Origin of the sequence: Nonomuraea sp. CA-143628 (genome assembly GCF_050942315.1) — a bacterium.
In the GTDB taxonomy this organism is placed as follows: Bacteria; Actinomycetota; Actinomycetes; order Streptosporangiales; family Streptosporangiaceae; genus Nonomuraea.
On record NZ_CP192072.1, the window covers coordinates 10819856 to 10844471 of the forward strand.

At 69.2% G+C, this 24616-nt stretch carries 22 protein-coding genes; 13 read left to right on the forward strand and 9 right to left on the reverse strand.

Annotation, left to right across the window (positions count from 1 at the left end; all coding sequences use genetic code 11):
• Positions 1-129: 129 nt before the first annotated feature.
• Positions 130-1977, reverse strand: a complete 1848-nt coding sequence (locus ACQP2T_RS49075; RefSeq protein WP_433511672.1) for a hypothetical protein — start codon at positions 1975-1977, stop codon at positions 130-132.
• A gap of 70 nt (positions 1978-2047) precedes the next feature.
• Between ACQP2T_RS49075 and ACQP2T_RS49080 the strand changes: the two genes are divergently transcribed.
• Both ACQP2T_RS49080 and treS read left to right on the forward strand, forming a co-directional pair.
• Positions 2048-3682 carry an asparagine synthetase B family protein gene (locus tag ACQP2T_RS49080; RefSeq protein WP_433511673.1) on the forward strand — a complete coding sequence of 545 codons (1635 nt, stop codon included), beginning with the start codon at positions 2048-2050 and terminating at the stop codon, positions 3680-3682.
• 261 nt (positions 3683-3943) lie between these two features.
• A complete protein-coding gene (treS, locus tag ACQP2T_RS49085; protein WP_433511674.1) occupies positions 3944-5644 on the forward strand; it encodes a maltose alpha-D-glucosyltransferase in 1701 nt (566 codons plus the stop codon).
• On the opposite strand, the gene ACQP2T_RS49090 is transcribed toward treS, so the two are convergent.
• From ACQP2T_RS49090 to ACQP2T_RS49100, 3 genes are read right to left on the reverse strand one after another with little or no spacing between them, the layout of a single operon-like run.
• Positions 5636-7903, reverse strand: a complete 2268-nt coding sequence (locus ACQP2T_RS49090) for an FtsX-like permease family protein (RefSeq protein WP_433511675.1) — start codon at positions 7901-7903, stop codon at positions 5636-5638. The two genes, treS and ACQP2T_RS49090, sit on opposite strands and share 9 nt — an antisense overlap.
• A complete protein-coding gene (locus ACQP2T_RS49095) occupies positions 7900-8625 on the reverse strand; it encodes an ABC transporter ATP-binding protein (protein WP_397295441.1) in 726 nt (241 codons plus the stop codon). Before ACQP2T_RS49095 ends, ACQP2T_RS49090 begins: the two co-directional genes overlap by 4 nt.
• The gene (locus ACQP2T_RS49100; RefSeq protein ID WP_433511676.1) at positions 8622-9128 is read right to left on the reverse strand and encodes a PadR family transcriptional regulator; all 507 of its coding nucleotides are present in this window, start codon (positions 9126-9128) and stop codon (positions 8622-8624) included. The genes ACQP2T_RS49095 and ACQP2T_RS49100 overlap by 4 nt, the downstream gene beginning before the upstream one ends.
• Positions 9129-9256: 128 nt before the next feature.
• Between ACQP2T_RS49100 and ACQP2T_RS49105 the strand changes: the two genes are divergently transcribed.
• From ACQP2T_RS49105 to ACQP2T_RS49140, 8 genes are all read left to right on the forward strand, one after another.
• Entirely contained in the window at positions 9257-10504 is a 1248-nt protein-coding gene (locus tag ACQP2T_RS49105; protein ID WP_433511677.1) for an ABC transporter substrate-binding protein, read from the forward strand.
• A gap of 7 nt (positions 10505-10511) precedes the next feature.
• The gene (locus ACQP2T_RS49110; protein WP_433511678.1) at positions 10512-11837 is read left to right on the forward strand and encodes an ABC transporter substrate-binding protein; all 1326 of its coding nucleotides are present in this window, start codon (positions 10512-10514) and stop codon (positions 11835-11837) included.
• Between the two features lie 11 nt (positions 11838-11848).
• The gene (locus tag ACQP2T_RS49115; protein WP_433511679.1) at positions 11849-13228 is read left to right on the forward strand and encodes an ABC transporter permease subunit; all 1380 of its coding nucleotides are present in this window, start codon (positions 11849-11851) and stop codon (positions 13226-13228) included.
• Complete coding sequence (locus ACQP2T_RS49120; protein WP_433511680.1) at positions 13225-14124, forward strand: carbohydrate ABC transporter permease; 900 nt, start codon at positions 13225-13227, stop codon at positions 14122-14124. The genes ACQP2T_RS49115 and ACQP2T_RS49120 overlap by 4 nt, the downstream gene beginning before the upstream one ends.
• A gap of 90 nt (positions 14125-14214) precedes the next feature.
• Positions 14215-15582: a M1 family metallopeptidase gene (locus tag ACQP2T_RS49125; RefSeq protein ID WP_433511681.1), complete on the forward strand. Its 1368-nt coding sequence runs from the start codon at positions 14215-14217 to the stop codon at positions 15580-15582.
• Between the two features lie 69 nt (positions 15583-15651).
• On the forward strand, positions 15652-16329 hold the full coding sequence (locus ACQP2T_RS49130) for a uracil-DNA glycosylase (RefSeq protein ID WP_433511682.1): 678 nt from the start codon (positions 15652-15654) through the stop codon (positions 16327-16329).
• A gap of 10 nt (positions 16330-16339) precedes the next feature.
• The gene (locus ACQP2T_RS49135) at positions 16340-16663 is read left to right on the forward strand and encodes a hypothetical protein (protein WP_433511683.1); all 324 of its coding nucleotides are present in this window, start codon (positions 16340-16342) and stop codon (positions 16661-16663) included.
• Between the two features lie 72 nt (positions 16664-16735).
• The gene (locus tag ACQP2T_RS49140) at positions 16736-17026 is read left to right on the forward strand and encodes an MTH1187 family thiamine-binding protein (RefSeq protein ID WP_357942525.1); all 291 of its coding nucleotides are present in this window, start codon (positions 16736-16738) and stop codon (positions 17024-17026) included.
• Positions 17027-17061: 35 nt separating this feature from the next.
• Here the strand turns inward: ACQP2T_RS49140 and ACQP2T_RS49145 are convergent, their stop codons facing one another.
• The gene (locus tag ACQP2T_RS49145; RefSeq protein WP_433511684.1) at positions 17062-17763 is read right to left on the reverse strand and encodes a helix-turn-helix domain-containing protein; all 702 of its coding nucleotides are present in this window, start codon (positions 17761-17763) and stop codon (positions 17062-17064) included.
• Positions 17764-17935: 172 nt separating this feature from the next.
• On the opposite strand from ACQP2T_RS49145, the gene ACQP2T_RS49150 reads away from it, so the two are divergent.
• The 3 genes from ACQP2T_RS49150 (at position 17936) to ACQP2T_RS49160 (ending at position 21712) form a co-directional block, all read left to right on the forward strand.
• Complete coding sequence (locus ACQP2T_RS49150) at positions 17936-19117, forward strand: cytochrome P450 (protein WP_433511685.1); 1182 nt, start codon at positions 17936-17938, stop codon at positions 19115-19117.
• Positions 19118-19120: 3 nt separating this feature from the next.
• The gene (locus ACQP2T_RS49155; RefSeq protein ID WP_433511686.1) at positions 19121-19945 is read left to right on the forward strand and encodes an oxidoreductase; all 825 of its coding nucleotides are present in this window, start codon (positions 19121-19123) and stop codon (positions 19943-19945) included.
• 171 nt (positions 19946-20116) lie between these two features.
• Positions 20117-21712, forward strand: coding sequence for an FAD-dependent monooxygenase (locus tag ACQP2T_RS49160; protein ID WP_433511687.1), 1596 nt, complete (start codon positions 20117-20119; stop codon positions 21710-21712).
• Between the two features lie 29 nt (positions 21713-21741).
• Here ACQP2T_RS49160 and ACQP2T_RS49165 read toward each other — a convergent pair whose 3' ends face one another.
• From ACQP2T_RS49165 to ACQP2T_RS49180, 4 genes are read right to left on the reverse strand one after another with little or no spacing between them, the layout of a single operon-like run.
• The gene (locus tag ACQP2T_RS49165; protein ID WP_433511688.1) at positions 21742-22563 is read right to left on the reverse strand and encodes an ABC transporter permease; all 822 of its coding nucleotides are present in this window, start codon (positions 22561-22563) and stop codon (positions 21742-21744) included.
• Positions 22560-22868, reverse strand: a complete 309-nt coding sequence (locus ACQP2T_RS49170) for a hypothetical protein (protein ID WP_433511689.1) — start codon at positions 22866-22868, stop codon at positions 22560-22562. The genes ACQP2T_RS49165 and ACQP2T_RS49170 overlap by 4 nt, the downstream gene beginning before the upstream one ends.
• Entirely contained in the window at positions 22865-23794 is a 930-nt protein-coding gene (locus ACQP2T_RS49175; RefSeq protein ID WP_433511690.1) for an ABC transporter ATP-binding protein, read from the reverse strand. The genes ACQP2T_RS49170 and ACQP2T_RS49175 overlap by 4 nt, the downstream gene beginning before the upstream one ends.
• Complete coding sequence (locus tag ACQP2T_RS49180) at positions 23794-24591, reverse strand: ABC transporter permease (RefSeq protein WP_433511691.1); 798 nt, start codon at positions 24589-24591, stop codon at positions 23794-23796. The genes ACQP2T_RS49175 and ACQP2T_RS49180 overlap by 1 nt, the downstream gene beginning before the upstream one ends.
• Positions 24592-24616: the final 25 nt, after the last annotated feature.

The window sequence follows — 24616 nt, forward strand, 5'->3', positions numbered from 1 at the left end:
CGGGGGAGCAGAGGAAGGCGGCCCGTCGTGGCTGACGTCCCTCGGGGGAAGCGGAAGAAGACGGCCTGTCGTGGCAGGGGTCCCTGGGGAGAGACCCCTTCCGGGGAGCGGACGAGCGGACACACCGCGCTAGATGAGCGCGTGTGGCTCGGCGGAGCCGTATTCGACCAGTTGAGCGGCCCCCAGCAGCCACCGGTCCTCCTCGCGTACCCGCACATAGCCGAACCGGTCGGCCGAGAACACCTTGATCCCGTCCGCCCGGCACTGCCGCATCAGCACCTCGTCCCACCCGTCCGTGAGGTCGGCGAAGCCGAGCTCACGCAGGGTGTTGCGGCGGGCCAGGAGCGTGGCGCCGGCGATCTCCGGCAGGTAGGAGTATTCGGCGTCCGGCTGCTTGAGCAGGGTCGCCTGCGGTTTGCGGAGGTGGGCGTAGAAGGCGGCCTTGCCGACGATGTCGGCCGTGCTGAACAGGAACGCCCTGCGCAGGTCGGTCAGATAGTGGGCCCCGTAGACGTCGCGCGGATCCATCACCGCGACCAGGTCGGCCTCGCACAGGTCGAGACCGTGGTTGAGCATGGCGCCGGTGCTGGCGGCCGGGTCGAGGTCGCGGAAGACCACGTCGACGCCTGTCAGGACCTCGCGGACGCGCTGCTCGGCCCCGCGCCAGGCGAACACCACCACCTGGGTGACCCCCGACTGCCTGGCCACCTGGGCCAGCGCGTGCTCCAGCAGCGCCGAGTCGGGCACCGGCAGCAGCACGGAGACGTTGAGCGTGGCGCGTACGGCGGGCAGGCCGATGGCCTCCAGCAGTTCGTCGGTCCGCTCGGACATCGTGCCGGTGGCGTGGGCGCGACGCAGGGCCGCGTGCGCGCGGCGCGCGTCGGGCTCGGTGCCGATCGAGGTGTTGCAGGCCGCGAGTTCGGCCAGCACCCACTGTGGGGTGCCGGGCGGGCAGTCGACGGAGGCGGGCCAGCGGTAGGAGGTCAGCACGTCGGGGTAGGTCAGGTGCTCGGGCAGCAGCTGGTCGAGCGTGAGCACCCGGTCGATGCGGCCGCCCGAGAGCGGGATCGGGTTGTGCACCCGCGGCTGCACCCCGAAGTGCAGGCGCGGCCAGCCCACGGTGAGGTCGTTGGTGAAGCGGTGCTCGAACAGCTCGGCGGCGGCCGTATAGGGGGCCACGTCGCCCTGCGTATGCCAGAACACCGTGCGGATGCCCCGCTCGGCGCACCAGGCCAGCAGGGCCTTGAGCCCCTCGCCCGGCTCACCGGTGATCTCCTCGGCCCACGGGCCCTTGGTGACCGACTCGACCACGAGCAGGTGGGGCACCTCCAGCGGCAGCACCCTGGCGAAGTCGCGCGGCGTGAAACCAGTCGTCTGCCGCCACTCGTAGCGCAGCAGCGCCTCGGTGTGCGGGTCGGCGATCACCGCGGCGGTCAGGTGCGGGCGGGTGTTGGGCCCGGTGGGTACGCGGAACGGCTTGAGCTTGAACGAGGCGCCGTTGAGCGTACGCACGGAGGTGGTGGCCTGGTAGGCGGCGCCCGGCCGCTCGTCCTTGTCCTTGGCCGCGGCGGCGACCGGCTTGCGCTTGGGCGCGGTGGGTCGTTTGACCGGCTTTGCGGCGCCCTTGAGACCTCTGGCCAGGCGGACCGGGTTGCTCTTGCCGCTCCTGATCGCGTCGCCGAGGCGGTTCCAGCGGGCCACCTTGATCGAGGAGAGCTTCCAGTTGGCCACCTCGGCCTGGAAGCGCTGCTCGGCGAGCTCCTTGCGGAGCTTCTCGGCGGCGGCGCGCTCGATCTCCAGCCGCTCCTCCGCGTCGGTGAGCCGCTCGGCGAGCGCCTTGGCCTCAGCGGCGTGGTGCTCGGCCTCCACGAGCCGCGCCTGGGCCGCGTCCAGCAGCCTGGCCAGCTCGGCCGCGTGCTCGGCATGGGCGATCGCCTCACGCAGCGCTCGCCTTGTGCTCTCCAGCTCAGTGCTCACCGAGACCTCCGATTCCTAGCCCGGCAAAGGATACTCTTTTGCGGGAAGCAGCTCGAAGGGATGAGATCCGGTGCAGTTCAACGTGCGGCCCTATGTCTGCGGCGGTCTCGGCCGGATCGACACCGTCATACTCGGCAAGCTCGCCGCCGCCGGGCCTCGGGTCAGACCGGCGCTCCAGACGGCCGAGGCGGCCCTGTACAGCTCGACGCCGCTGCCGCCCTATCACCGCGCCGGGGGCTCGTTCGCGTTCTCCTGGGGTGAGCGCAGGCCCTCGGCTCTCGACGGCTGGATGTCCATCGCCGAGACGTACGAGGTGCCGGGGCTGATCGGCGACGGCCCGCGGATCACGTTGCACGCGGGCGCGCTCGGGCTGGTCGACGTCTATTACGTACGGCACGGCGACGCGATCTATTTCTCGTCCCTGATCCAGCCGTTGCTGTCGCTGGTCCCGGTCGAGATCGACTGGTCCGCCTGGGCCTCGATCATCCAGGTGACGTTCCCGCTCGGCGAGGCGACGCCCTACCAGCGGATCAAGCGGCTGCCGGGGTCGAGCGCGCTGGTGTTCGACGGTGAGCGGCTGGCCACGGAGCGCGGGCTGCCGCGCTGGCTGCGCCGCGAGCCGTACGAGACGTGGACCAGCGCCCACGAGATCGTCGAGGTGCTGCACGAGGTCTACAAGGACTACGACGGACGCAAGCTGCTGGTGCCGGTCAGCGGCGGCTACGACTCGCGGCTGCTGGCCAGCGTGGCGAAGGCGCGCGGCTTCGACGTGGAGTCCTGGACGACCAGCCCCGACGAGGGCACCGACACCGACATAGCCTTCGCCCGCTCGATCACCCGTGAGCTGGGCATCACGCACCGGGTGATCACCCAGTCCGCCGACGACTACCCCGGCGACGCGGCGGAGGTGGCCCGCCGGCTCGAATACCTGACGCCGCACCACGCCTGGTACGCCCCGTTCGCCAAGGAGGTGCAACGGGCGGGCCGGGTGCTGGTCGACGGCCTGGCCGGCGGCCCGCTGCTGAAGAACTTCATGGTGAGCGGGGCCGCGCTGGAGGCCACCTCGCAGGCCGAGCGGTCGGCCGCGGTGCTGAAGTCGCTCAGCCTCGGCGCCCCGTCACAGCCGTTCCTGTCGGCGGCGGCCGGCGCCTGGATGGAGGAGGCGGTGCGCGAGCAGTTCGCCGCGGCGACCTCCATGCTGCACGGGCACCGGGCCGAGCTGCCGCTGTCGGTGCTGCACACCCGCACCGTGCGGGGCATCGCCCGCTCGGCGGTCAACCTGGTCGGGCCCGAGGCGTCGTTCGCGGCGCCGTTCATCCACCCCGACTTCTTCGACGCGGCGCTGTCGGTAGGGGTGGCCAGAAAAGACAAGGGTCGCTTCTACCGCGAGATATTGCACGCCGCCAACCCGCGGGTGGCGGCCCTGCCGTCCACGAACGTGGTCAAGCAGCCGCTGCTGCGGGTCCCGCTGCGCTCCACGGCCGCTCCCGCGCGGGCGTACGCGCACCGCATGCTGGAGACCGTCGCCGCGCGGGTGCCCGAAATGCTGTCGGATGAGCTGCACATGGTCATCGCGGGCGGCCCCGACGCGCTGACCCGGTTCAGCGGGTGGAACGACCGGTTCTGGGTCCGTGGGCTGGTGCTTTTCGGGCTCTGGCTGAGCGACTTTGAGAACGATCTCGGTGATGTATCATCCCCTTTCTGATGAACTCTCGGTAACATCACGGTTACGCAGTGATCTCGTGGGTATTAACGCGAGCACAGCACAAGCGGGTTCCGGAAAGCCAACGGGCTGGTAGTGTTCGGCCCGTAAGCGCCGCACAAGCGGGCACCGGGTCACAAATCCGGTCCGTTCAGGGCATGAGGTTCGCAGGGATGACGACCTCAGGCGGCGCGGTCACCAGCTAGTTAGCGCCGGGGAAACCGGTGACTCCGTCCTGCCCACATCTCCTTCTGTGAGCGACATATGATCAACGCATCCCCAACACCGGAGCCGATTTCCGAGGCGTTCGTCTCGGAGGATCCTTCCTGGTACAAGCGGGCGGTGTTCTACGAGGTCCTTGTCCGAGGGTTCAAGGACTCCAACGGCGACGGCACCGGAGACCTGCGTGGTCTCACGGAGAAGCTCGGCTATCTGGAATGGCTGGGCGTCGACTGCCTTTGGCTGCTGCCCTTGTACGAGTCGCCGCTCCGCGATGGCGGGTATGACATTTCCGACTATATGAAGATCCTTCCGGACTTCGGGGACCTCGGGGATTTCGTCCATCTGATCGAGTCGGCGCACGAGCGCGGGCTGCGGATCATCACCGACCTGGTGATGAACCACACGAGCGACCGTCATCCCTGGTTCCAGGCGTCGCGGCACGACCCGGAAGGGCCGTACGGCGACTTCTACGTGTGGGCCGACGAGCCGACCGGCTTTCCCGACGCCCCGATCATCTTCATCGGCGCGGAGGAGTCCAACTGGACCTACGACCCGGTGCGCAAGCAGTACTACTGGCATCGCTTCTTCCACCACCAGCCGGACCTCAACTATGACAACCCGGCTGTGCAGGAGGCCATGCTGGAGGTCCTGCGGTTCTGGCTGGACCTCGGCATCGACGGCTTCCGGCTGGACGCGGTGCCCTACCTGTTCGAGCGCGAGGGCACCTCGTGCTCGGGTCTGCCCGAGACGCACGCGTACCTGAAGAAGGTCCGCGCCGAGGTCGACCGCCTCTACCCCGACCGGGTGCTGCTGGCCGAGGCGAACGGCTGGCCCGAGGACGTCGTCGAATACTTCGGCGACCCCACCGTGGGCGGCGACGAGTGCCACATGGCCTTCCACTTCCCCCTCATGCCGCGCATCTACATGGCGGTCAAGAAGGAGACGCGCGAGCCGATCTCGGAGATCATGTCGCGCACGCCCAAGCTGCCCGACACGGCCCAGTGGGGCATCTTCCTGCGCAACCACGACGAGCTCACGCTCGAGACGGTGACCGAGGAAGAGCGCGACTACATGCACAACGAGTACGCCAAGGACCCGCGCATGCGGGCTTACCTGGGCATCCGCCGCCGGCTCGCGCCGCTGCTCGACAACGACAGGGACCGGATCGAGCTGTTCACGGCCCTGCTGCTGAGCCTGCCGGGCTCGCCGATCATGTACTACGGCGACGAGATCGGCATGGGCGACAACATCTGGCTGGAGGACCGCGACGCGGTGCGCACGCCGATGCAGTGGAGCCCCGACCGCAACGCCGGCTTCTCCTCCGCCGACCCGGGGCGGCTCTACCTGCCCGCGGTCATGGACCCGATCTACGGCTTCCAGGCGGTCAATGTGGAGGCGCAGCAGCGCAGCGAGGGCTCGCTGCTCCACTTCACCCGCAAGATGCTGGAGATCCGCCGCAGCCACCCGGTGTTCGGCCTCGGCGCCTACACCGAAATGTGGTCCTCCAACAACTGCGTGCTCACCTACGTCCGCGAGTACGGCGACGACGTCATGCTGTGCGTGAACAACCTGTCGAAGTATCCCCAGCCGGTGGAGCTCGACCTGCGCCGCTTCACGGGCATGACGCCGGTGGAGGCGCGGGGCGGGGTGCACTTCCCGGTGATCGGCGAGCTGCCCTACCTGCTGACGCTGCCGAGCCACGGGTTCTACTGGTTCGCGCTGAAGAAGCTCGTCTCAGCGTGAGGTGACGGGCACCTGGGCGCGGGCCGCGCGGCGGGCCGGGATGAGCGCGACCGCGAGCGCCGCGCCCACGGCGACCAGCACGGCGACGATCAGCGTGAGGACCGAGGGCGGGCGGCCGATGCCCGCCCCGACTCCGCTGGTGTAGCCCTGGAGGTCGATCAGCCCGGTCACCACCGAGGCCCCGGCCGCCGTGCCGGCCACGATGCCCAGCACGACCAGCAGCCCGGTGCCCGTCACCAGGGTGGCCATCACCTGCCGCGGGGTCAGCCCCATCGCCTTGAGCACAGCCAGATCGAATGCGTGGTCGCGCAGCCCCAGGGCGCTGGCCGTGAGCAGGTTGGCCAGGCCGATCAACGCCAGCACCGCGATCAGCGCCACGATCACCACCCGGATGACCGACAGCCGGTCTGCCGGGTTGACCACCCGCTGCACGTCGAGGCCCTCCCCCGAGGCCGCCAGCAGCCTGCCGCGCACCTCGCCGGGATCGGCGCCCTGGCGCAGCGCGAGGGCGTAGAACTCGGGAGGCACGGAGTCCTTGGCCGCCAGGCTGTCGAGCCCGACGGAGAGCACCTCGCCGTCGAGGTCCGGCTCCACGGTGCGGCCGACGATCCGCACGATCAGCGGCGAGCCGCCGACGGTCAGCCGGATCCGGTCTCCGATCCTGACGCCGAGCAGGTTGAGCAGCCCCTGCCCCGCGACGGCCTCGCCGGGCTGGCCGTACATGCGGCCTTCGACGACCGGGAACGGGTAGGGGTCGGCCGAGCTGCCGATGGCCCGCACCCTCACCGAGCGGGCCGCGCCGGGGGCCAGGGCGTTGACGTCGGTGCCCGCGTAGACGCCCTGGACGGCCCTGTCGGACTCGGCGATGCGCTGGGCCTCGGCCGCATCGCGCTTGCCCGGCCGGACGTACAGGCTGGCGTGCTGGCCGACCTGCTCTGGGTGGATGAGGAAGTTGTCGAGCGTGGCCCAGACGCCGAGCCCGATCGTGATCATCATCATCGGCACGGCCAGGCCGAACACGGTCAGGAACGCGGGCAGCCGCCTGGTGAAGGCGTCGCGGGTGCCGAGGATGAGCGCGGGTGGCAGCCGTACGAGCAGGGCCAGCCGGGCTAGGCGGGACAGGTGGCCGCGCGGCGGGGCTGCGGGAGCGCCGGGTATGGGCGGCGTGCGCCCGCCGCGCCATGCGGGCACTCCGACCGCGGCGAGCACGGTCAGCACGGTGCCGCCGACGATGGTCAGCACGGGCACGGGCGCGACGGAGGTCGCGCCGAGCGCCGCTACCGTCACCGCCCAGCCGCCGAGCGTGCCGAGGCCGATGCCGAGCAGACCGAGGGCGCCGTGCTCGGCCAGGAGCAGCAGGGCGACCTGGCCCCTGGTGAAGCCCATCGACTTGAGCGTGGCCAGGTCGCGCAGCTGGCCGAGCACCCGCCCGCCGGCCGCGTTGGCCAGCGCCAGGACGGCGGCGACCAGCCCGACCACGCCGAACAGCGCCAGCAGCGTGCCGAGCAGCCGGTTGTCGAGCTCCATCGCGGCCCGCACCTCGCGCCAGGTGTAGACGCGCTGCAACTGGTCCTCCAGCATGACCACGACGCGCTGGGAGACGACCTGGGTGGCGTCGGGGTCGGCCAGGCGCAGGCCGGTCACCCACTCGCTGCGGCCGAGCATGGGCTCGATCCGTTCGAGTGTCGCCGGCAGCACCCAGGCCAGGCCGGGCGTCCACTCGGGGTAGAAGCCCTGCTCGGCGGAGTCGGCGATGCCGCGTACGTAGAGAGTGTGGCGCTCGCCGCTCAGCGCGATGATGGAGAAGGCGTCGCCGAGCTTGAGCCGCAGCGCCCTGGCGAAGGAGCGCTCGACCACCACGCCATCGGCCTGGGCGGGGTCGAGCCAGCGGCCCTCGGCCACGACCGGGTGCGCCACCCGGGGCGGCGTGGCGGGCATCGCGCGCAGCGCCGCGGGCTCCTTCTTGCCGTCCTGGACCACGGTGACGGGCGCGGACCTGTAGGGCCCCGCGGTCTGGGTGACGCCGTCGATGCCGCCCAGCGGGACCTGGGGGCTGTCCTTGGTGTAGAACCACACGTGGGCGCCATCGGTCTGGGCGAACAGGCTTCGCCACGGGTTGGTGCCGTCTTCCAGCAGGGTGACGGCGGTGATCAGCGCGGCCACGATCCCGGCCACGGCGAGCACGGTGAGCAGCGCCTGGCCCCGCCTGGCCCGCAGGTCGGCCCTGATCCACCGGCTGCCCGCCCTGGCCGTACTCATCGGAGGTCGATCACCTCACCGGCCGTCCCCGTACGCCTGCGGGTGATCCGGCCGTCGTCGACGATCTCGCCGTCGAACAGCGACACCAGGCGGTCCGCGAGGGCGGCCACGCGGGCGTCGTGGGTGACCATGACGATGGTCTGGCCGTCCTTGTGCACGTCGCTGAGCAGCCGGAGCACGTCGCGGGTGTTGCGGCTGTCGAGGTTGCCGGTCGGCTCGTCGGCCAGCAGCACGCTCGGCTGGTTGGCCAGCGCGCGGGCCAGCGCGACCCGCTGCTGCTCACCGCCGGAGAGCTGGCCGGGCGCCGCGTCGGCGCGTTCGGTGAGGTTGAGGGCGCCCAGGAGGCTCTCGCGGCGTTCGCGGGCGTCTTTGGGCGAGGCTCCGGCCAGCAGCGCCGGCAGCTCCACGTTGTCGGCCACGGTCATGTTGGCGACCAGGTTGAAGAACTGGAAGACGAAGCCGACCTTCTTGCGCCGCAGCAGCGCCCAGGCGCTCTCCGAGAGCGTGTCGACGCGCTTCTCGTCGAGCCAGATCTCGCCGCTGGTGCGGGCGTCCAGCCCGCCGAGCATGTGCACCAGCGTCGACTTGCCCGACCCCGACGGCCCCATGATCGCGACGAACTCGCCCGGCTCCACCCGCAGATCCACCCCGCGTACGGCCGGCACGGGCACCGCGCCGTCGGAGTAGATCTTCACCAGGTTGACGGTCTTGATCACGCTCATGCCAGATCCTCCTGGCACCGGGCCAGCCAGTCGAGGTCGGCCTGCAGGTGCAGCATGGCCCCCTCGATGAGCAGGACCGCCACGGTGTCGGCGGGCGCCGTACGGGCGAGGAGGTCGTTGAGGTCGCTCATGAGCGAAAGATAGTGCCGGCGCTGCCGGTTGATGAGCGCCATCCGGTCGGCGATGCCGGTGAGCGGGGCCAGGACGAGCTTCATGAAGAACTCGTCGCGCACCCGGGGGCCCTCGGTCGGCTCGTCCACCCAGGTGGTGAGCACGTCGCGGCCCTTGGCCGTCAGGTAGTAGACCTTCTTGTTCGGCCGGTTGGACTGCTCCACGTCGACGGCCCTGACCAGGCCGTCCTTCTCCAGCCTGCCGAGGGTCACATAGATCTGGCCGATGTTGGGAGAGGGATAGGCGCTGCCGAAGGTCTGCTCAAGGGCCTGTTTGAGCTCGTACCCGTGGGCAGGTTCCTTGGCCAGGAGCGCCAGCAGGTGCAACCGCAAGCCCCACCTCCCCCTTGTGTTACGGATGCGTTACGCGCTTCTCCGTTGACCGTCAGATTACATGTGTGCATAACATGAATGCATCTACCTAACACGAATGTAATCCTTCTGAACTGGGAGGTCATCGGGTGCATCGCTCGTTGCCGATCGTGCTGGCCGTCTGTCTGGCGGCCGGGTGCGCGGCGACGGGTGACGAGGTCGGCGGCGATACCGGCACGGGCGGCACCGGCCCGATCACCTTCGCCACCGGACGCGACACGACGGCGTACCTGCAACCCCTGCTGGATCGCTGGAACCAGGCCCACCCGGCCGAGAAGGTGACGCTCCTCGAACTCCCCGAGGCCGCCGACGAGCAGCGCGCGCAGATGGTGGCCAATCTCCAGGCCAGGAGCAACCGCTACGACGTGCTCGGGCTGGACGTGGTGTGGACCGCCGAGTTCGCGGAGAACGGCTGGATCATCCCCCTGGAGCGCGGGCTCTTCCCGCTCGACAGGCTCCTGCCGCCCGTCGTGGACACCGCGGTCTACAAGAACAAGCTGTGGGCGGTGCCGTACACGAGCAATGCCGGCCTCCTCTACTACCGAACCGACCTGATCAAGAAACCGCCGCGCACCTGGGCGGAGCTTCGCGAAAAAGCCCTAGAGGTCACGAAAAAGCGGGACATCGGGGGTTACGCCGGGCAGTTCCTCGCGTACGAGGGGCTGACCGTGAACTTCTCCGAGGCCGTGCAGTCGGCGGGCGGGCAGATACTCAGCCCCGACGGCACGGAGGTGACCCTCGACCCGGCCAAGGCCAGGATCGCGCTGGACTTCCTCATCCAGGGCCTGCGCGAGGGCTGGATCCCCAAGGAGTCGCTGTCGTACAAGGAGGAGGAGTCCCGCCTGGCCTTCCAGGAAGGGCGGCTGGCCTTCGCCCGCAACTGGCCCCACGCCTACGGCCCGGCGACGGCCAAGCTCGGCGGCAAGTTCGCGGTGACCAGGCTTCCCGGGCTCAACGGCCCGGGGTCGAGCACGCTCGGCGGGGTCAACCTGGCCATCAGCGCCTACTCCAAGCACCAGCACACCGCCCAGGAGTTCATCCGCTACTTCACGGGCCTGGAGAACGAGCGGCGGGTGCTCACCGAGGGCTCGTTCCCGCCGGTGTGGACCGAGCTCTACGACGACCCGGCCCTGATCAAGCGCTTCCCCTACCTGCCCGTACTCAAGGAGAGCATCCTCGCCGCCAAGGCGCGGCCGGTCAGCGCGAACTACAACCAGCTCAGCCTGGTGATCGCCAGCTCGGTCGCCAAGGCGCTGAGCCCTCCCTACACCGAGTCCGCCGACGATGTGGCGGCCTCCATGAAGTCCGAACTGCAAGAGATCATCAGCACACAGTGAGGCAGCCATGCGAAAAGCCAGAGCAGCAGCGATCCTGGCAGGGCTCGCGGTAGCGGTCGCCGCCTGCGGAAACGCGCCGACGACCACCCAGCCCACAGCGTCGGGCTCGGCGCCGGCGAGCGACGGCGGGAGCAAGACACTCCAGGGCGTCAAGCTCGAGATCGCCGCCAAGTGGACCGGCGAGGAGCAGAAGAACTTCGAAAAGGTGCTCAAGGCTTTCTCCGACAAGACCGGCGCCACGGTCACCTATGCCTCCACCGGTGAGGACACCGGTGCCTACCTCGGCCCGCGCATCCAGGGCGGCAGCCCGCCCGACGTGGCGGTCCTGCCGCAGCCGGGCCTGGTCCAGCAGTACGCCAAGCAGAACGCGCTGAAGCCGCTGACCCCCGAGGTCACCAAGGAGATCGACACCAACTACACGCCGTACTGGAAGGAGCTGGGCTCCGCCGACGGCAAGCCCTACGGTGTGCTGATCAAGGCCGCGCACAAGTCGCTGGTCTGGTACCGCGCGCCGGCGTTCGAGGACGCGGGCGTGCAGCCGCCGACGAACTGGGACGAGCTGGTCAAGGCCGCCCAGACGATCGCCGACTCCGGCACGGCGCCGTTCTCCCTCTGCGGCGCCTCCGGCTGGACGCTGACCGACCTGTTCGAGAACGTCTACCTGTCGAGCGCGGGTCCGGACAACTACGACAAGCTCTCCAAGCACGAGATCCCCTGGACCGACCCCAGCGTGACCACCGCGCTGCAGAAGATCCAGCAGATCGTGGGCAAGAAGGAGTTCGTCCTCGACGGCAACTCCGGCGCGCTGCAGACCGACTTCCCGACCTGCGTGACCAAGGTGTTCGGCCAGAAGAAGGCGGCCATGGTCATCGAGGCCGACTTCGTCGCCACCCAGGCGACGCAGGACGGCGCCAAGGTCGGCGAGGACGCCAAGATCTTCCCGTTCCCCAAGGCCGGTGACACCGCTCCGGTCGTGCTGGGCGGCGACGTGGCGGTCGCGATGAAGGACTCCCCCGGCGCCATGGCGCTGCTGCAGTTCCTCGCCTCCAAGGAGGGCGGCGAGATCTGGGCCAAGCTGCCCGGCTACCTGTCGCCCAACAAGAACGTCTCCCCCGACAACTACCCGGACCCGCTGACCAAGCAGCTCGGGCAGACGATCATCTCCGCCGGTGACGCCGTCCGTTATGACATGTCCGACCTGGCGCCCAGCGCCTTCGGCGGCACCGACGGCAAGGGCGAGTGGAAGGTGCTCCAGGACTTCCTGCGCAACCCGAGTGACATCAAGGGCGCGCAGACCAAGCTCGAAGATGAGGCCAAGAAGGCCTGGAAGTAAGAGGTAAGGCCGTGACCGAAAAGGTGGACGGCCCGAAGGCCCCGCGCGAGGACGACACCTCGCGCGGGCCCGCCTCCGGACCGGCTGAAACCCCCCGCACGCAACGACGCCTCGGCCCATCGCCGACGGTCGCGATCGCCTTCCTTCTCCCCGCGGCCCTGCTGCTGGGAATCTGGGTGGTCTACCCCATCGTCTACTCGATCTTCCGCAGCCTGTTCGACGCGGCCGGCAGCGGATTCGTGGGCCTGGGCAACTACGCCACGATCTTCACCGACGCGGGCATGCTCACCACGATCAGGAACAACCTGATCTGGGTGGTGGTCGCCCCGATCGTGGTGACGACGCTGGGCCTGATCTTCGCGGTGCTCACCGAGCGCATCAAGTGGGCGACCGCGTTCAAGCTGATCGTCTTCATGCCGATGGCGGTCTCGCTGATGGCCGCGGGCGTGATCTTCCGGCTCGTGTACGACGAGGACCCGGGCAAGGGCGTCGCCAACGCCATCCTGACCACGGTGCACGACACGTTCTCCTCCTCCCAGGGCTACCCGGACGCGCGACCCCGCGAGGGCGACCAGTCGGCGGTCGTGGCGGACAAGGGCGCGATCGTCACCAAGCAGCCCGTCCAGCCGGGTCAGCCGGTGCTGATCCCGATCGTCGGCATCAAGCCGAACCTCATGCCGAGCGCCGCCCAGCCCGCCAAGGCCGCGCCGCCGGGCAACGCCCTGTCCGGAACGGTGTGGTTCGACTTCACCCCGGGCGGCGGCGGCAAGAACGGCGCGCCCGACGCCACCGAGAAGGGCCTGCCCGGCATGACCGTGGAGGCGGTCAAGGACGGCCAGGTGGCCGGCACCGCCACGACGGCCGACGACGGCTCCTTCCGCTTCGAGGGGCTGGCCGCGGGTTCCTATGTCGTACGGCTGCCGCAGTCGAACTTCGAGGCGTCCTACCGCGGCCTGACCTGGCTCGGCCCGACGCTCATCACCCCCGCGATCATCGGCGCGTTCGTCTGGGTGTGGGCCGGGTTCGCGATGGTGCTGATCGCGGCCGGTCTGGCGGCCATCCCACGTGACGCGCTGGAGGCGGCCCGCATCGACGGCGCCACGGAGTGGCAGGTGTTCCGCCGGATCACCGTGCCGCTGCTGTCGCCGGTGCTGCTCGTCGTCTTCGTGACGATGATCATCAATACGCTGAAGGTGTTCGACCTGGTCTTCATCATCGCGCCGCCATCGGTCCAGCCGCAGTCGAACGTGGTCGCGCTGGAGATGTGGCGGGTCTCGTTCGGCGGTGGGAACAACCAGGGGCTGGGCAGCGCGCTCGCCATCTTCCTGCTCATCCTGGTCCTTCCCTTCATGATCATGAATATCCGCCGGTTCAGAAGGGAAGACACGTGACCACGGCAACCGCCCCGGCTCCTGCCGAGGTCCATACGGGCGCTCCCCGCCGAAATGTGATCACGCGCGTCGTCGACCGTCTCGGCGGCGGCGCCGTCCAGGTCGTGATGGTGCTGCTGGGCCTGTTCTGGCTGGTCCCGACGCTCGGCCTGATGGTCGTCTCGCTGCGCTCCCCTGCGGTCAACGGCGCCGAGGGCTGGTGGACCATCTTCACCAAGCCCGCCGAGCTGACCATCGAGAACTACAAGAACCTCCTGGCCAGCGGCTTCACCTCCTCCTTCTGGAACACCGTGTTCATCACGGTGCCGACCACGGTCCTGGTGATCGGGATCGCCGCGATGGCCGCCTACGCGTTCGCGTGGATGGACTTCCCGGGCCGTGACCTGGCGTTCCTGGTCGTGGTCGGGCTGCTCATCGTGCCGATCCAGATCGCGCTGATCCCGGTCGCCATCTTCTACGGCGGCGTCGGCATCTTCGGCACGATCCCCGGCGTGGTGCTGTTCCACGTGGCGTTCGGGCTGCCGTTCGCGATCTTCCTGCTCCGGAACTTCTTCGTCGGCATTCCAGCCTCCCTGCTGGAGGCGGCTCGGATGGACGGGGCATCGGAGCTGAAGATCTTCGTGCGGGTGGTGTTCCCGCTCGGCAAGCCGGCGATCGCCTCGCTCGGCATCTTCCAGTTCCTGTGGGTGTGGAACGACATGCTCATCGCGCTGGTCTTCGCCGACACGGACAACCAGCCGATGACCAAGGCGCTCCAGTCTCAGATGCGGCAGTTCGGGTCGAACGTCGACATCCTCTCGTCGGGCGCCTTCCTGTCGCTGATCATCCCGCTGGTCCTGTTCTTCGCCTTCCAGCGCTACTTCGTGCAGGGCATGATGGCCGGTTCGGTGAAGTAGCTCCACATGTGCCAGCCAGATGCGGGGGCATGGGCACCCGCCTGCCGAGGGGGGCAGGCGGGCGCCCGTAACGCGCTCTAAAATTCAGCCATGAAGCTCCTCGCGGCGGCGGTCGCCACCCTCATCGCTCTCGGCCCCGGCTCCGCCGGCGCGGGCGTCGGCCCCGGGGCCGAGGGCGCGGGTGATCCGTACTTCCCCCAGCAGGGCAACGGCGGCTACGACGCCACGCACTACGATCTCGCGCTGGGCTACGATCCGGGGTCCGACCAGCTGAGCGGTGTGGCGACGATCACCGCCCGGGCCACGCAGGAGCTGAGCCGCTTCGACCTGGATCTCGTCGACACCCTGACCGTGCGGTCCGTGGTGGTGAACGGCGCGGCGGCCTCGTTCCGGCGCAGCGGCCCGGAGCTCGTGGTCACCCCGCCCGGCGGGCTGGCCTCCGGGCGCCCCTTCTCCGTCGTGGTCCGCTACGACGGCAAGCCGACGTACGTCGTCGACCCGGACGGCTCACACGACGGCTGGATCCGTACGGACGACGGGGTGTTCAACGCCAACGAGCCGCAGGGGGCCATGACCTGGTATCCCGGCAATCACCACATGACGGACAAAGCCACGTACCGCTTCACGGTGACCGTGCCGAGCACGCGGGTCGCGGTGGCGAACGGCGACCTGGTTTCGAAGACGTCCCAAGGCGGTCGCACGACGTACGTGTGGGACGAGAGGGAGCCGATGGCCAGCTACCTCTCGACCGTCACCATCGGAAAATTCCAACTTTCCGACATCAAGATCGGAAACCTCCGGGTAATCACCGCCGTGGACCCCCGGGACGCTGCGAAAGCCGGAGACTTCGCCAAGCGCCACAAGCCCATCCTTGACTACTTCGGCTCGCTCTTCGGCCCGTACCCGTTCTCCTCGACCGGCGGCATCATCGACCGCGCGACGGACGTCGGCTACTCACTGGAGACGCAGACCCGGCCGATCTACCCCCAGGTGCCGAGCGAGCCGCTGCTCTCCCACGAGCTCGCCCACCAGTGGTTCGGCGACACCGTGACGCCGACACGCTGGAAGGACATCTGGCTCAACGAGGGCTTCGCCACCTACGCCGAATGGCTCTGGCAGGACAAGCTGGGCACCAAGAAGGTCCAGGACTCCTTCGACGCGGCCTACAGCCGCGCCCCGGAGGACAAGTTCTGGCAGACGCCCACCGCCGACCCGGGCGGCGCGGCCGGCCTCTTCGGGGATCCGGTCTACTCCCGCGGCGCGATGACGCTGCACATTCTGCGCGGCGCGGTCGGCGACCGCGCGTTCTTCACCATCCTCAGGACCTGGGTCAACGATCACAAGTACGGCAACGCGGACACCGCCGCCTTCATCGCCCTGGCCCAGCGGGTCTCGGGCCGGGATCTCGGCACGCTCTTCGACCAGTGGCTGTTCCAGCGGGGCAAGCCCGCGCTGTGATCATTCTGGTACGGCGGCCCACCGGATTCGGGCCGCGAGCCGTACCAGACCTGGCTAAGCTCAACAGCCATGGCCAGTCGTCCCTTGAACGAAGTCGTCGAAGCCGGATGGGCCAGTGCGCTGGAGCCCGTCTCCGAGCGCATCTCCCATATGGGCGAGTTCCTCCGCCATGAGATCGCCGAAGGCCGGCAATACCTCCCCGCGGGCGCCAACGTACTGCGCGCCTTCAACCAGCCCTTCGACGAGGTCAAGGTGCTGATCGTGGGCCAGGACCCCTACCCCACGCCCGGTCACCCCATCGGGCTGTCGTTCTCCGTCGCCGCCGACGTGCGGCCGTTGCCCGGCAGCCTGCTCAACATCTACAAGGAGATGGAGACCGACCTCGGGCTGCCGCGGCCGTCCAACGGCGACCTGACCCCGTGGGCCGACCAGGGCGTACTCCTGCTCAACAGGGTGCTCACCGTAATGCCCGGCAAGCCCGCCTCCCACCGGGGCAAGGGCTGGGAAGAGGTCACCGAGCAGGCCATCCGCGCGCTGGTCGCCCGCGACAAGCCGATGGTCGCGATCCTGTGGGGCCGCGACGCGCGCAACCTGGCGCCGATGCTCGGCCGCGTGCCGCGCATCGAGTCCGCGCACCCGTCTCCGCTGTCGGCGCGCAACGGATTCTTCGGTTCCCGGCCCTTCAGCCGTGCCAACGAGCTCCTTGTTCAGCAAGGCGCCGGTCCTGTCGAGTGGAAGCTGCCCTAGCATCTTCGCCATGAGTGATAACGAGAAGTTCCTGCGCCTGACGGTCGAGCTGACCGTCGAGGTGCTCGACGTGGACGCGCTGCAGGCCGCGGCGCTGGCCGAAATCCGGCACCCCGACGCCGACCTCACCGAGGAAGAGCGGGCCGAGCAGGTGGAGCTCGTCAACTCCGACGACACCGGCGCGTCCGCCCTGCAGTGGCTGATCGAGCCGGACCACGTCCTGCAGCTCGTCGACCACATCGACGAGATCGAGCCGCGCGAGGCCGTCCTGGGCGTCGAGCCCTCCGACGGTCCCAGCGAGGAAGACGAAGAGGACGACCACGAGCACGCCTGAGTCCAGTGCGGGCCACGAGGTCGCTTCGATCGGCATCGTGGCCCGCGCTGTGAGTTGTGAGGGGATACTGAGTTGATCGTCGCGTTCTCGATCACGCCACTGGGCGTCGGCGAGGGGGTCGCCGAGCCGGTCGCGCGCGCCGTCAAGGTGGTGCGGGAGAGCGGGCTGCCCAACCGGACGGACTCCATGTTCACCACCATCGAGGGTGAATGGGACGAAGTCATGGCGGTGGTCAAGCAGGCGGTGGACGCGGTGGCCGAGGTGGCGCCGCGGGTCAGCCTGGTGCTGAAGGCCGACCTCAGGGCCGGTGTCACGGACGGCATGACCAGCAAGATCGAGTCCCTCGAACGCCACCTGTCCTGACCGGTGCCTCTGGCTGGGGTGGGGTCAGCCCTGGCCTAGTTGGCGAGGGCGTGCCGCCAATGCTCGGCGGCTTGGGCCATGTCCTGGTGAAGGTGCTGGAAGAACCGGCTGGCGGTGTGCATGCGGGAGCCCGCCGGGTTGATCACGCCGTAAATCTGGGCTCCCTGCCGAGTGAAGTCCGCCCACAGGACCATGCCCTGGAGGCTGGCCTGCCAGGCCTGATAGCAGACGTGGTCGTCGATCAGGTACCTTTCGCGCCGTCCCTGGCGTTCGCGGGCGACCAGCCCGCGCTGGTCGAGCCAGGCGACCGCCTTGGAGACCGAGGCGGGGCTCACCCGCAGCCGGGCGACGAGTTCGGCGGCGGTGGCGCCGCCGGTATCGCTGACGAACAGGCAGACAAGGACCCTGGCACTCATGGCCGGAATCCCGGTCTGGGTCATCATCGTCGCGAAGCGTTCCTCGAAATCCCGCACTGATTCCGGGTCCCACCCGGGCGCGTCCGCGTGGGCGACGGGCGCGGTGTGCGCGACCGGCCTGTGGCGACGGGCCCGCCACTGAGTGGCCTGCTGGGCCTGGTTGGCCCGGTAGCGGTGGTGTCCGCCGTTTCGGGCGACCTCGCGAATGATCGTGGACTTGGACCGTCCGAGCCGGCGGGCGATCTCGGCGTACGGAAGGCCCGCGGTCAACCCGGCGGCGACCTGCTGGCGCTCCTCGTAGGTCAGACGACCTCCTGCCATCGTCAATCCTCTCCTCCGGCCGATCAGGCCTGCCGGTGCGTTCAGCTCCAGAGTCAACGCATCGATCGCGTCGCTTCTAGCTCGGCTTATCGCCGCGACTTGTTGTTTCTGATGGAACCACATTCCTAGCGTTTCGCTCATCGCAAACACAGCACACGACAAGGAGACCGCGGTGAGCACAACATTGCCGACCGAGCGGCGCGCGGACCGCCCGTTCGACCCGCCCACGGGACTGGCCGAGCTCCGCGAGCAGCGCCCACTGAGCCGGCTGGCCTACCCCGACGGTCACGAAGGTTGGCTGGTCACCAGCCACGCCCTGGTGCGCGCCGTGCTGGCCGACTCGCGGTTCAGCGTCCGGGCCGAGCTCCGGCACATGCCGATCTCCGGGGCCCCGGACAGTGACCAGCCCCCGCCTCCGGGGATGTTCGGCGGCATGGACGCGCCGGAGCATACGCGCTACCGCAACCTGCTCACCGGGAAATTCACCGTTCGCCGGATGCGCCAGTTGAGCGAGCGGGTCACGCAGATCACCGAAGAGCACCTGGCCGCGATAGAGCGGCAGTCCGGCCCGGTGGACCTGGTGACGGCCCTGACACAGCCGGTCCCCGCGCAGATGATCTGTGAACTGCTCGGAGTGCCGTACCAGGACCGGGCCCGATTCCAGCAGCACGCGCTGGACTTGTTCCGCCTGAACGCCCCGCCGGAGGAACTGGCGGCGGCCTACGGAGCGGTGCACGCGTTCGTCGAGGAACTGGTCGCGGCCAAGCGCGTGGCCCCCACCGACGACCTGCTCGGCGACCTGACCGAAACCGACCTCACCGACGAGGAACTGGTCAACATCGGCTTCTCACTCCTGGGCGCCGGCATGGACACCACGGCCAACATGCTCGCGCTCAGCGTGTTCGCGCTGCTCGTCCACCCCGACCAGCTCGCCGCCCTGCGTGCCAACCCCGGCATCGCCGACCGCGCGGTCGAGGAACTGTTGCGGTACGCGAGCATCATCCCGTTCACCATCCGCACGGCTCTGACCGACGTGGAACTGAACGGTGAGGTGATCAAAGCCGGGGAGACGGTCACCATCTCGGTGCCGGCGGCCAACCGCGATCCCGCGCATTTCGCCGACCCCGACACCCTCGACCTGCTCCGCTCGACCAGCGGGCACGTGGCCTTCGGCCACGGCGGGCACCAGTGCCTAGGTCAGCAGCTAGCGCGGGTGGAACTGCGGGTCGCGCTGCCCGCCCTGATCACCAGGTTCCCGGACCTGCGCCTGGCCGTCCCGGTTCAGGACGTGGCCCTGCGCACCGACATGCTCATCTACGGCGTGCACGCGCTGCCCGTCGTCTGGGAGGTGTGACCCATGCCGAAGGTCTGCTTGATCACCGGGGCATCGGCCGGTATCGGTCTGACGACCGCCCTGGAACTACTGCGCACCGGCCACGTCGTGTACGGAGCCGCACGGCGCGTACGGAAGATGGACGTCCTGCGCGAGGCCGGTGGGCACGTTCTGGAGATGGACGTGCGCCGCGACGCCGACCTCGACCGGGTGATCGCCACCATCCTGCGGGAGCAGGGCCGGATCGACGTTCTGGTCAACAACGCCGGAACGGTCCTGCACGGCGCGGTCGAGGATGTCCCCCTGGACCTGGCGCGCGACCAGTTCGAGGTCAACGTCCTGGCTCCCGCCCGATTGATCCAGCTCGTCCTGCCGCACATGCGCGACCAGGGATCCGGGGTGATCGTCAACGTATCCTCGATCGGCGGCGAGATCAGCCTGCCGCTGGGCGCCTGGTACTACGCCTCCAAGCACGCCATGGAGGCCCTCTCCGACACGCTGCGCATGGAGGTCGCGCCGTTCGGGATCAATGTCGTGATCGTTCAACCCGGCATCATCAAGACCGAGTTCGAGGACCAGACCGCCGCGCAACTGCGCGAGCACTCCGGGCTCGGCGCCTACCGTTCGATGGCCGCGGCGATGGCCGAACGCAGCGAGAACGGGCTCGACCAGGGCTCCGATCCCCAGGTCGTCGCCGAGACCATCCGCGCGGCAGTCGAATCCGATGCTCCGCGGACCCGCTACGCCGTCGGCTGGCTCGCCGACAAGCTCCTTGAGCTCAACCGGACTCTGCCCGACCGCGAGTTCGACGCACTGGCGAGCCGCTCGATCACCGGAGGCACGGCATGAAGACCACCATGGTCAACCGTTGCGGCCCTGTTTCCGGTCCACTACTCACAGAGTCCTACCCTTTCAGCCTCTAGTACATTTCGAGATATGTCTTGACCCGCCTCGTAGACGCGACATATCGTGTCGCTCGACCGATAACGCGATACTACGCGTTCCAGGAGGTGGGTTGAGTTGCACGAGCGAGTACCCGTTCTTGTCGTCGGCGGCGGTTACGCCGGGCTGAGCGCGGCAGCGCTGCTGGCGTGGCGGGGAGTGCCTGTCACGCTGGTCGAGCGGCACCCCAGTACGTCGGTCCAGCCCAAGGCGTTCGGGGTGGGCCCCAGGGCCGTCGAGTTACTGCGGCCGGTGCCCGGGGTCGAACAGTCACTGCGGGACATCTGGCAGGGCATCGGTGACGGCATGCGCATAGCGATCGCATCGAACCTGGCCGACCCGAACCCGCACATGATCGTGACCGGCGACGAGGACGACTTCGCCTTTCTCGCCGACGTCACGCCCGCCGTGCAGGTGGGCGCCCCGCAGGCGGAGGTCGAGCGGGTGCTGCGGGCCAAGGCCGAAGAGCTGGGGGCCGACCTGCGGTTCTCCACCGAGCTGGTCTCGCTGGAGCAGGACGCCGAGGGTGTCACGGCGGTCATCCGCGCCGACGGCGTCGACAGTGTCGTACGGGCCGACTACGTGGTGGCCGCCGACGGCTTCCGCAGCCCGCTCCGCGCCCAGCTCGGCATCCCCGCTTCGGGGAAGGGCGAGCTGGGGCTGATGTGCTCGATCATGTTCGATGCCGACCTGACCGGGCTGGTACGGGAGCGCGAGGTCACGCTCTGGTATCTGCGGAACGAGGTCTTCACCGGCGTCATCGTGACCGGCACGGGCGTGGGCGCGCACGTCGTGGGCGTCAACTACGACCCCGCCAAGGGTGAGAGCGAGGCCGACTTCACCGAGGAGCGCTGCGTCGAGCTGGTACGGGTGGCCACCGGCGTGCCCGACCTCGACGTACGGGTGCTCGACAAGACCACCTTCGCCATGGCGCACGTCGTGGCCGACCGCTACCGCGACGGGCGGGTGTTCCTGGCCGGCGACGCGGCTCACACGATGCCGCCCACCGGCGGGCAGGGCGGCAGCACAGCGCTCCAGGACGGCTGCGACATCGCGTGGCGGCTCTGGCTGGTGGCGACCGGGCAGGCCGGGCCGGATTTCCTCGACACCTATGACGCCGAACGCCGTCCCATCGGCACGCTGACGGCCAACGCCCAGCTCGCGAACCTCGGCTTCCGGATGCCTCCCGCGATGCGCACCGAGTACCCGGAACCGCTCGAAGACCCCATGGCCGCCATGATCGGATACCGCTACCACTCGACGGCGATCCTGGAGGAGCCCGATGACGACGGGTCGATCCTGGAGGATCCGCGCGTACCGACCGGGCGTCCGGGCAGTCGCGCCCCGCATGTGCCGCTCGACTGGGACGGGCAGCTGATCTCGACCATCGACCTGTTCGGATCCGGTTTCGTGCTGATCGCCGGGCCTGGGGGGCAGCAGTGGATGGACGCGGGGCGGCTGATCAAGGAGCGGCTGCGCATTCAGCTCACGCGCGTGCTGGTGGATGAGGAGCTGATGGACGTCGAAGGCTGCTGGACGGAGAGGTACGGCGTGGACAGGGGTGGCGCCGTGCTGATCCGGCCAGACGGCTACGTCGCCTGGCGCTCGCCGTACGCCGACCCGGACCCCGCGGCCACCCTCGAACGAGTGCTCCGGCAGGTGCTCAGCCGCTGACGGCGGCCCAGGAGGTTCCCTCGGTCGCCTCAGAAGAGGCGCAGCTGCCCGGTCCGCTGGGCTCGTGCCTCTCCCAGCCGAAGCGCGACGACCGCCGCGAGCAGCAGGACTCCGGACAGTACGGCCAGCCCGGCCAGCTCCCCGGCCAGGTCGCCGACGCCCTGGCCATCGAGCAGCGCACCGCGTACGACCGCCAGACTGCCGGTGAGCGGGAGCACCGAGCCGACGGCCCGGATCCAGCCGGGCAGCGCGAACACCGGCAGCCGCACCCCGCTGGCGAACCACATCGGATCGTCCAGCAACGTGTAGAGGAAGGCGGCGTCCCTGGAGAAGATCAGCAGGCTGTTCAGGAACGCCCCCCACGCGACCGCGGGCACCAACATGGCCAGGAAGACCACCGCGTACATGGCCGGGTGGGCCACGTTCACCACGTCCAGCAGCGTGAACATCGCCACCGCGAAACAGGCGAACAGCCAGGCGTTCTGCACCAGCGCGCCGAACCCGTTGGCGATGACCACGACCAGCCGGTTCGCGGGTGACAGGAAGAGGAGCTCCAGCGTGCCGGTCTGGCGCTCGAAGGAGAAGTGCCAGGCCGACTGCACCAGCGAGAAGAAGAACGTGAAGCCGAGCGCGCCCGTGGCCAGGAAGGCGAGCAGCCGTTCCGGGTCGGCGGCGAGCGGCCAGCGCTCGGCGATGCCCGGCGTGGCGGCCAACGGCCGGAGCGTGTAGTAGGTCTCGGCGAGCTTCAACAACGGCCAGACCAGCATCGAGAACAGGACCAGCTTGCTGCCGAAGATCTGGCGATGCTGCTTGAGCGCCTCGGCCCGCATGACCTTCATCGCGTGCCTCACGTCATCACCTGCCAGCGGCTGGTGGTGCGGTTGCCGAGGGCACAGGCCGTACAGCCGGTGCCGGTCTCCGTCCGGCACCACGCCGGGGCCGCACCCACCTCCACCTCCACAGCCGTCCACGGCGGGGCCGCACCCACCTCCACCCCGGCTCGCGCCTGAGTGCCGCCCACCTCGGCCCACGGCGGAGTCGTACCGGCCTCCGCGCGGGTCCAGGGCGGAGTGACGCCCATCCGGAGGCGGCACCACGTCGCCGTCACGCCCAACCCTGTGCGGCACGGCGACCAGCTCGTGTGCGGCGCGATCACGCGACCACCTCCAGGGAGCGGTCGCTCAGCGCGAGGATCGCGTCCTCAAGGGACGGCTCGACGATCTCCAGCCCGCCGAGCGCGCCGCCCGCCTCAATGATCGTCGTGGTCAGTGCCCCGGTCAGGTCGTCCGGATGGTTCAGCTCGACCACCCCGCCCGGTGCGAGCCGTACGCGGCTGTCGAAGGCCCGTACGGCGGCCTCGATCTGGGGCGACAGGTTCGTGACCGTGACCCGGACCGTCCGATGGCAACCGGTCTGGGCCATCAGCTCGGCCGGAGAGCCTGCCGCGAGGTGGCGGCCGTCGCCGATCACGTACACGTGCTCGCAGAGCTGCTCGACCTCGGCCAGGTAATGGCTGGTGAGGAGCACGCCCTTGCCCCGCTCGGCCAGCCCGGCCACGACCTTGCGCAGGTCACGGGCGATCGGCGCGTCGAGCCCCAGTGTGGGCTCGTCGAGCAGCAGGTAGTCGGGGTCGTTGATCAGGCCACGGGCGATGGACAGGCGCTGGGTCATGCCGCGCGAATACTGTTCGACCCGGGTGGTGGCGGCGTCCGTCAGACCGACGAGTGCCAGCAGCTCTTCGATGCGCGGCTTGAGGACTTTTGTGGGGATGTCATAGAGCTGGCCGAAGTACCAGAGATTCTCCCGGCCGGTCATCCGTGCGTAGACCATGCGCTCGCCGCCGGCGATCAGGTTGATCCTCTTGCGTACGGCATGCGGCTGTCTGACCGGGTCGAGGCCGCCCACGCTGACGGTGCCGGACGTCTGCCGGAGCAGGGTGGCCAAGATCTTGATGGTGGTGGTCTTGCCCGCGCCGTTCAGCCCGAGCAGCCCGGTGACGCGGCCACCGGGGATCGACAGGTTCAAGCCGTCAACGGCCACCTTCGCGCCGAACTCCTTGCGCAGGTTCACGGTCTCGATCATCAGTAGCTCCGTTCCATGGCCCTGCGCTCAGCCCAGGGCATCGCGAGTAATCCGGCGGCGGCGTAGGCGAGACCGAGCGCGACGGCGACGGCGAGGCGGCCCGGGTCCAGTCCGGTGCCGCCGGTGAAGACGCCGCGGATCACGTCCATGGCGGCCGTCACCGGCACGACCTCGCCGAGCCATCGGACCGCGTCAGGCAGGTACTCCCTCGGAAAGGTGAACCCGGACAGCAGGGCTATCGCGTGGAACACACTGTTCTGGGTGATGTGCGCCTCACCGGCGACGATCATCACGTTGCTCAGCACGGCCGACATCCCGAACACCGCCAGAGCCAGCCCCGCCACGGCCAGCACGGCGTCCACCGCCCCCGTGGGCTCCGGACGTACCCCGAACAATGCCGCGCACCCGAACAACACCGCCACCTCGACCGCCACCGCGGTGAAGGCGAACGCCGAGAACCCCAGCAGGTACGGCAGGCGCCGCGCCGGAGCGACGAGCAGCGCGCCCATGGTGCCTTCGCGCTGCTCCTGGATCATCGCCTTGCCGGTCCAGAGGATGCCGTGGACGACGAACATGTACGCGCCGGCGCCCACGGCGATGTACCCGAGATAGTCGCTGGTGCCCGCCTTTCCACGGAACTCCGCGGATATCTCCCCGCCCGCCACGGCCCGCAGCCCCAGGTAGGCCAGCCCGATGGTGAAGACACCCAGCAACAAGGTGCCGATGAAGTATGACCATGGGTAGGCCCGCCTGGTCACCAACCACGACCGTCTCAGGGTCGCCCATGCCACGCTCATGAGTCTCCTTTGGGAACTGACTAAG

Excerpts from the sequence above, each read along its gene's own strand:
- ACQP2T_RS49090 (WP_433511675.1), bottom strand. The coding sequence starts at position 7,903 with ATGAGTACGGCCAGGGCGGGCAGCCGGTGGATCAGGGCCGACCTGCGG.
- treS (WP_433511674.1), top strand. The coding sequence starts at position 3,944 with ATGATCAACGCATCCCCAACACCGGAGCCGATTTCCGAGGCGTTCGTC.
- ACQP2T_RS49155 (WP_433511686.1), top strand. The coding sequence starts at position 19,121 with ATGCCGAAGGTCTGCTTGATCACCGGGGCATCGGCCGGTATCGGTCTG.
- ACQP2T_RS49145 (WP_433511684.1), bottom strand. The coding sequence starts at position 17,763 with ATGGCAGGAGGTCGTCTGACCTACGAGGAGCGCCAGCAGGTCGCCGCC.
- ACQP2T_RS49135 (WP_433511683.1), top strand. The coding sequence starts at position 16,340 with ATGAGTGATAACGAGAAGTTCCTGCGCCTGACGGTCGAGCTGACCGTC.
- ACQP2T_RS49095 (WP_397295441.1), bottom strand. The coding sequence starts at position 8,625 with ATGAGCGTGATCAAGACCGTCAACCTGGTGAAGATCTACTCCGACGGC.
- ACQP2T_RS49125 (WP_433511681.1), top strand. The coding sequence starts at position 14,215 with ATGAAGCTCCTCGCGGCGGCGGTCGCCACCCTCATCGCTCTCGGCCCC.
- ACQP2T_RS49175 (WP_433511690.1), bottom strand. The coding sequence starts at position 23,794 with ATGATCGAGACCGTGAACCTGCGCAAGGAGTTCGGCGCGAAGGTGGCC.
- ACQP2T_RS49110 (WP_433511678.1), top strand. The coding sequence starts at position 10,512 with ATGCGAAAAGCCAGAGCAGCAGCGATCCTGGCAGGGCTCGCGGTAGCG.
- ACQP2T_RS49130 (WP_433511682.1), top strand. The coding sequence starts at position 15,652 with ATGGCCAGTCGTCCCTTGAACGAAGTCGTCGAAGCCGGATGGGCCAGT.
- ACQP2T_RS49180 (WP_433511691.1), bottom strand. The coding sequence starts at position 24,591 with ATGAGCGTGGCATGGGCGACCCTGAGACGGTCGTGGTTGGTGACCAGG.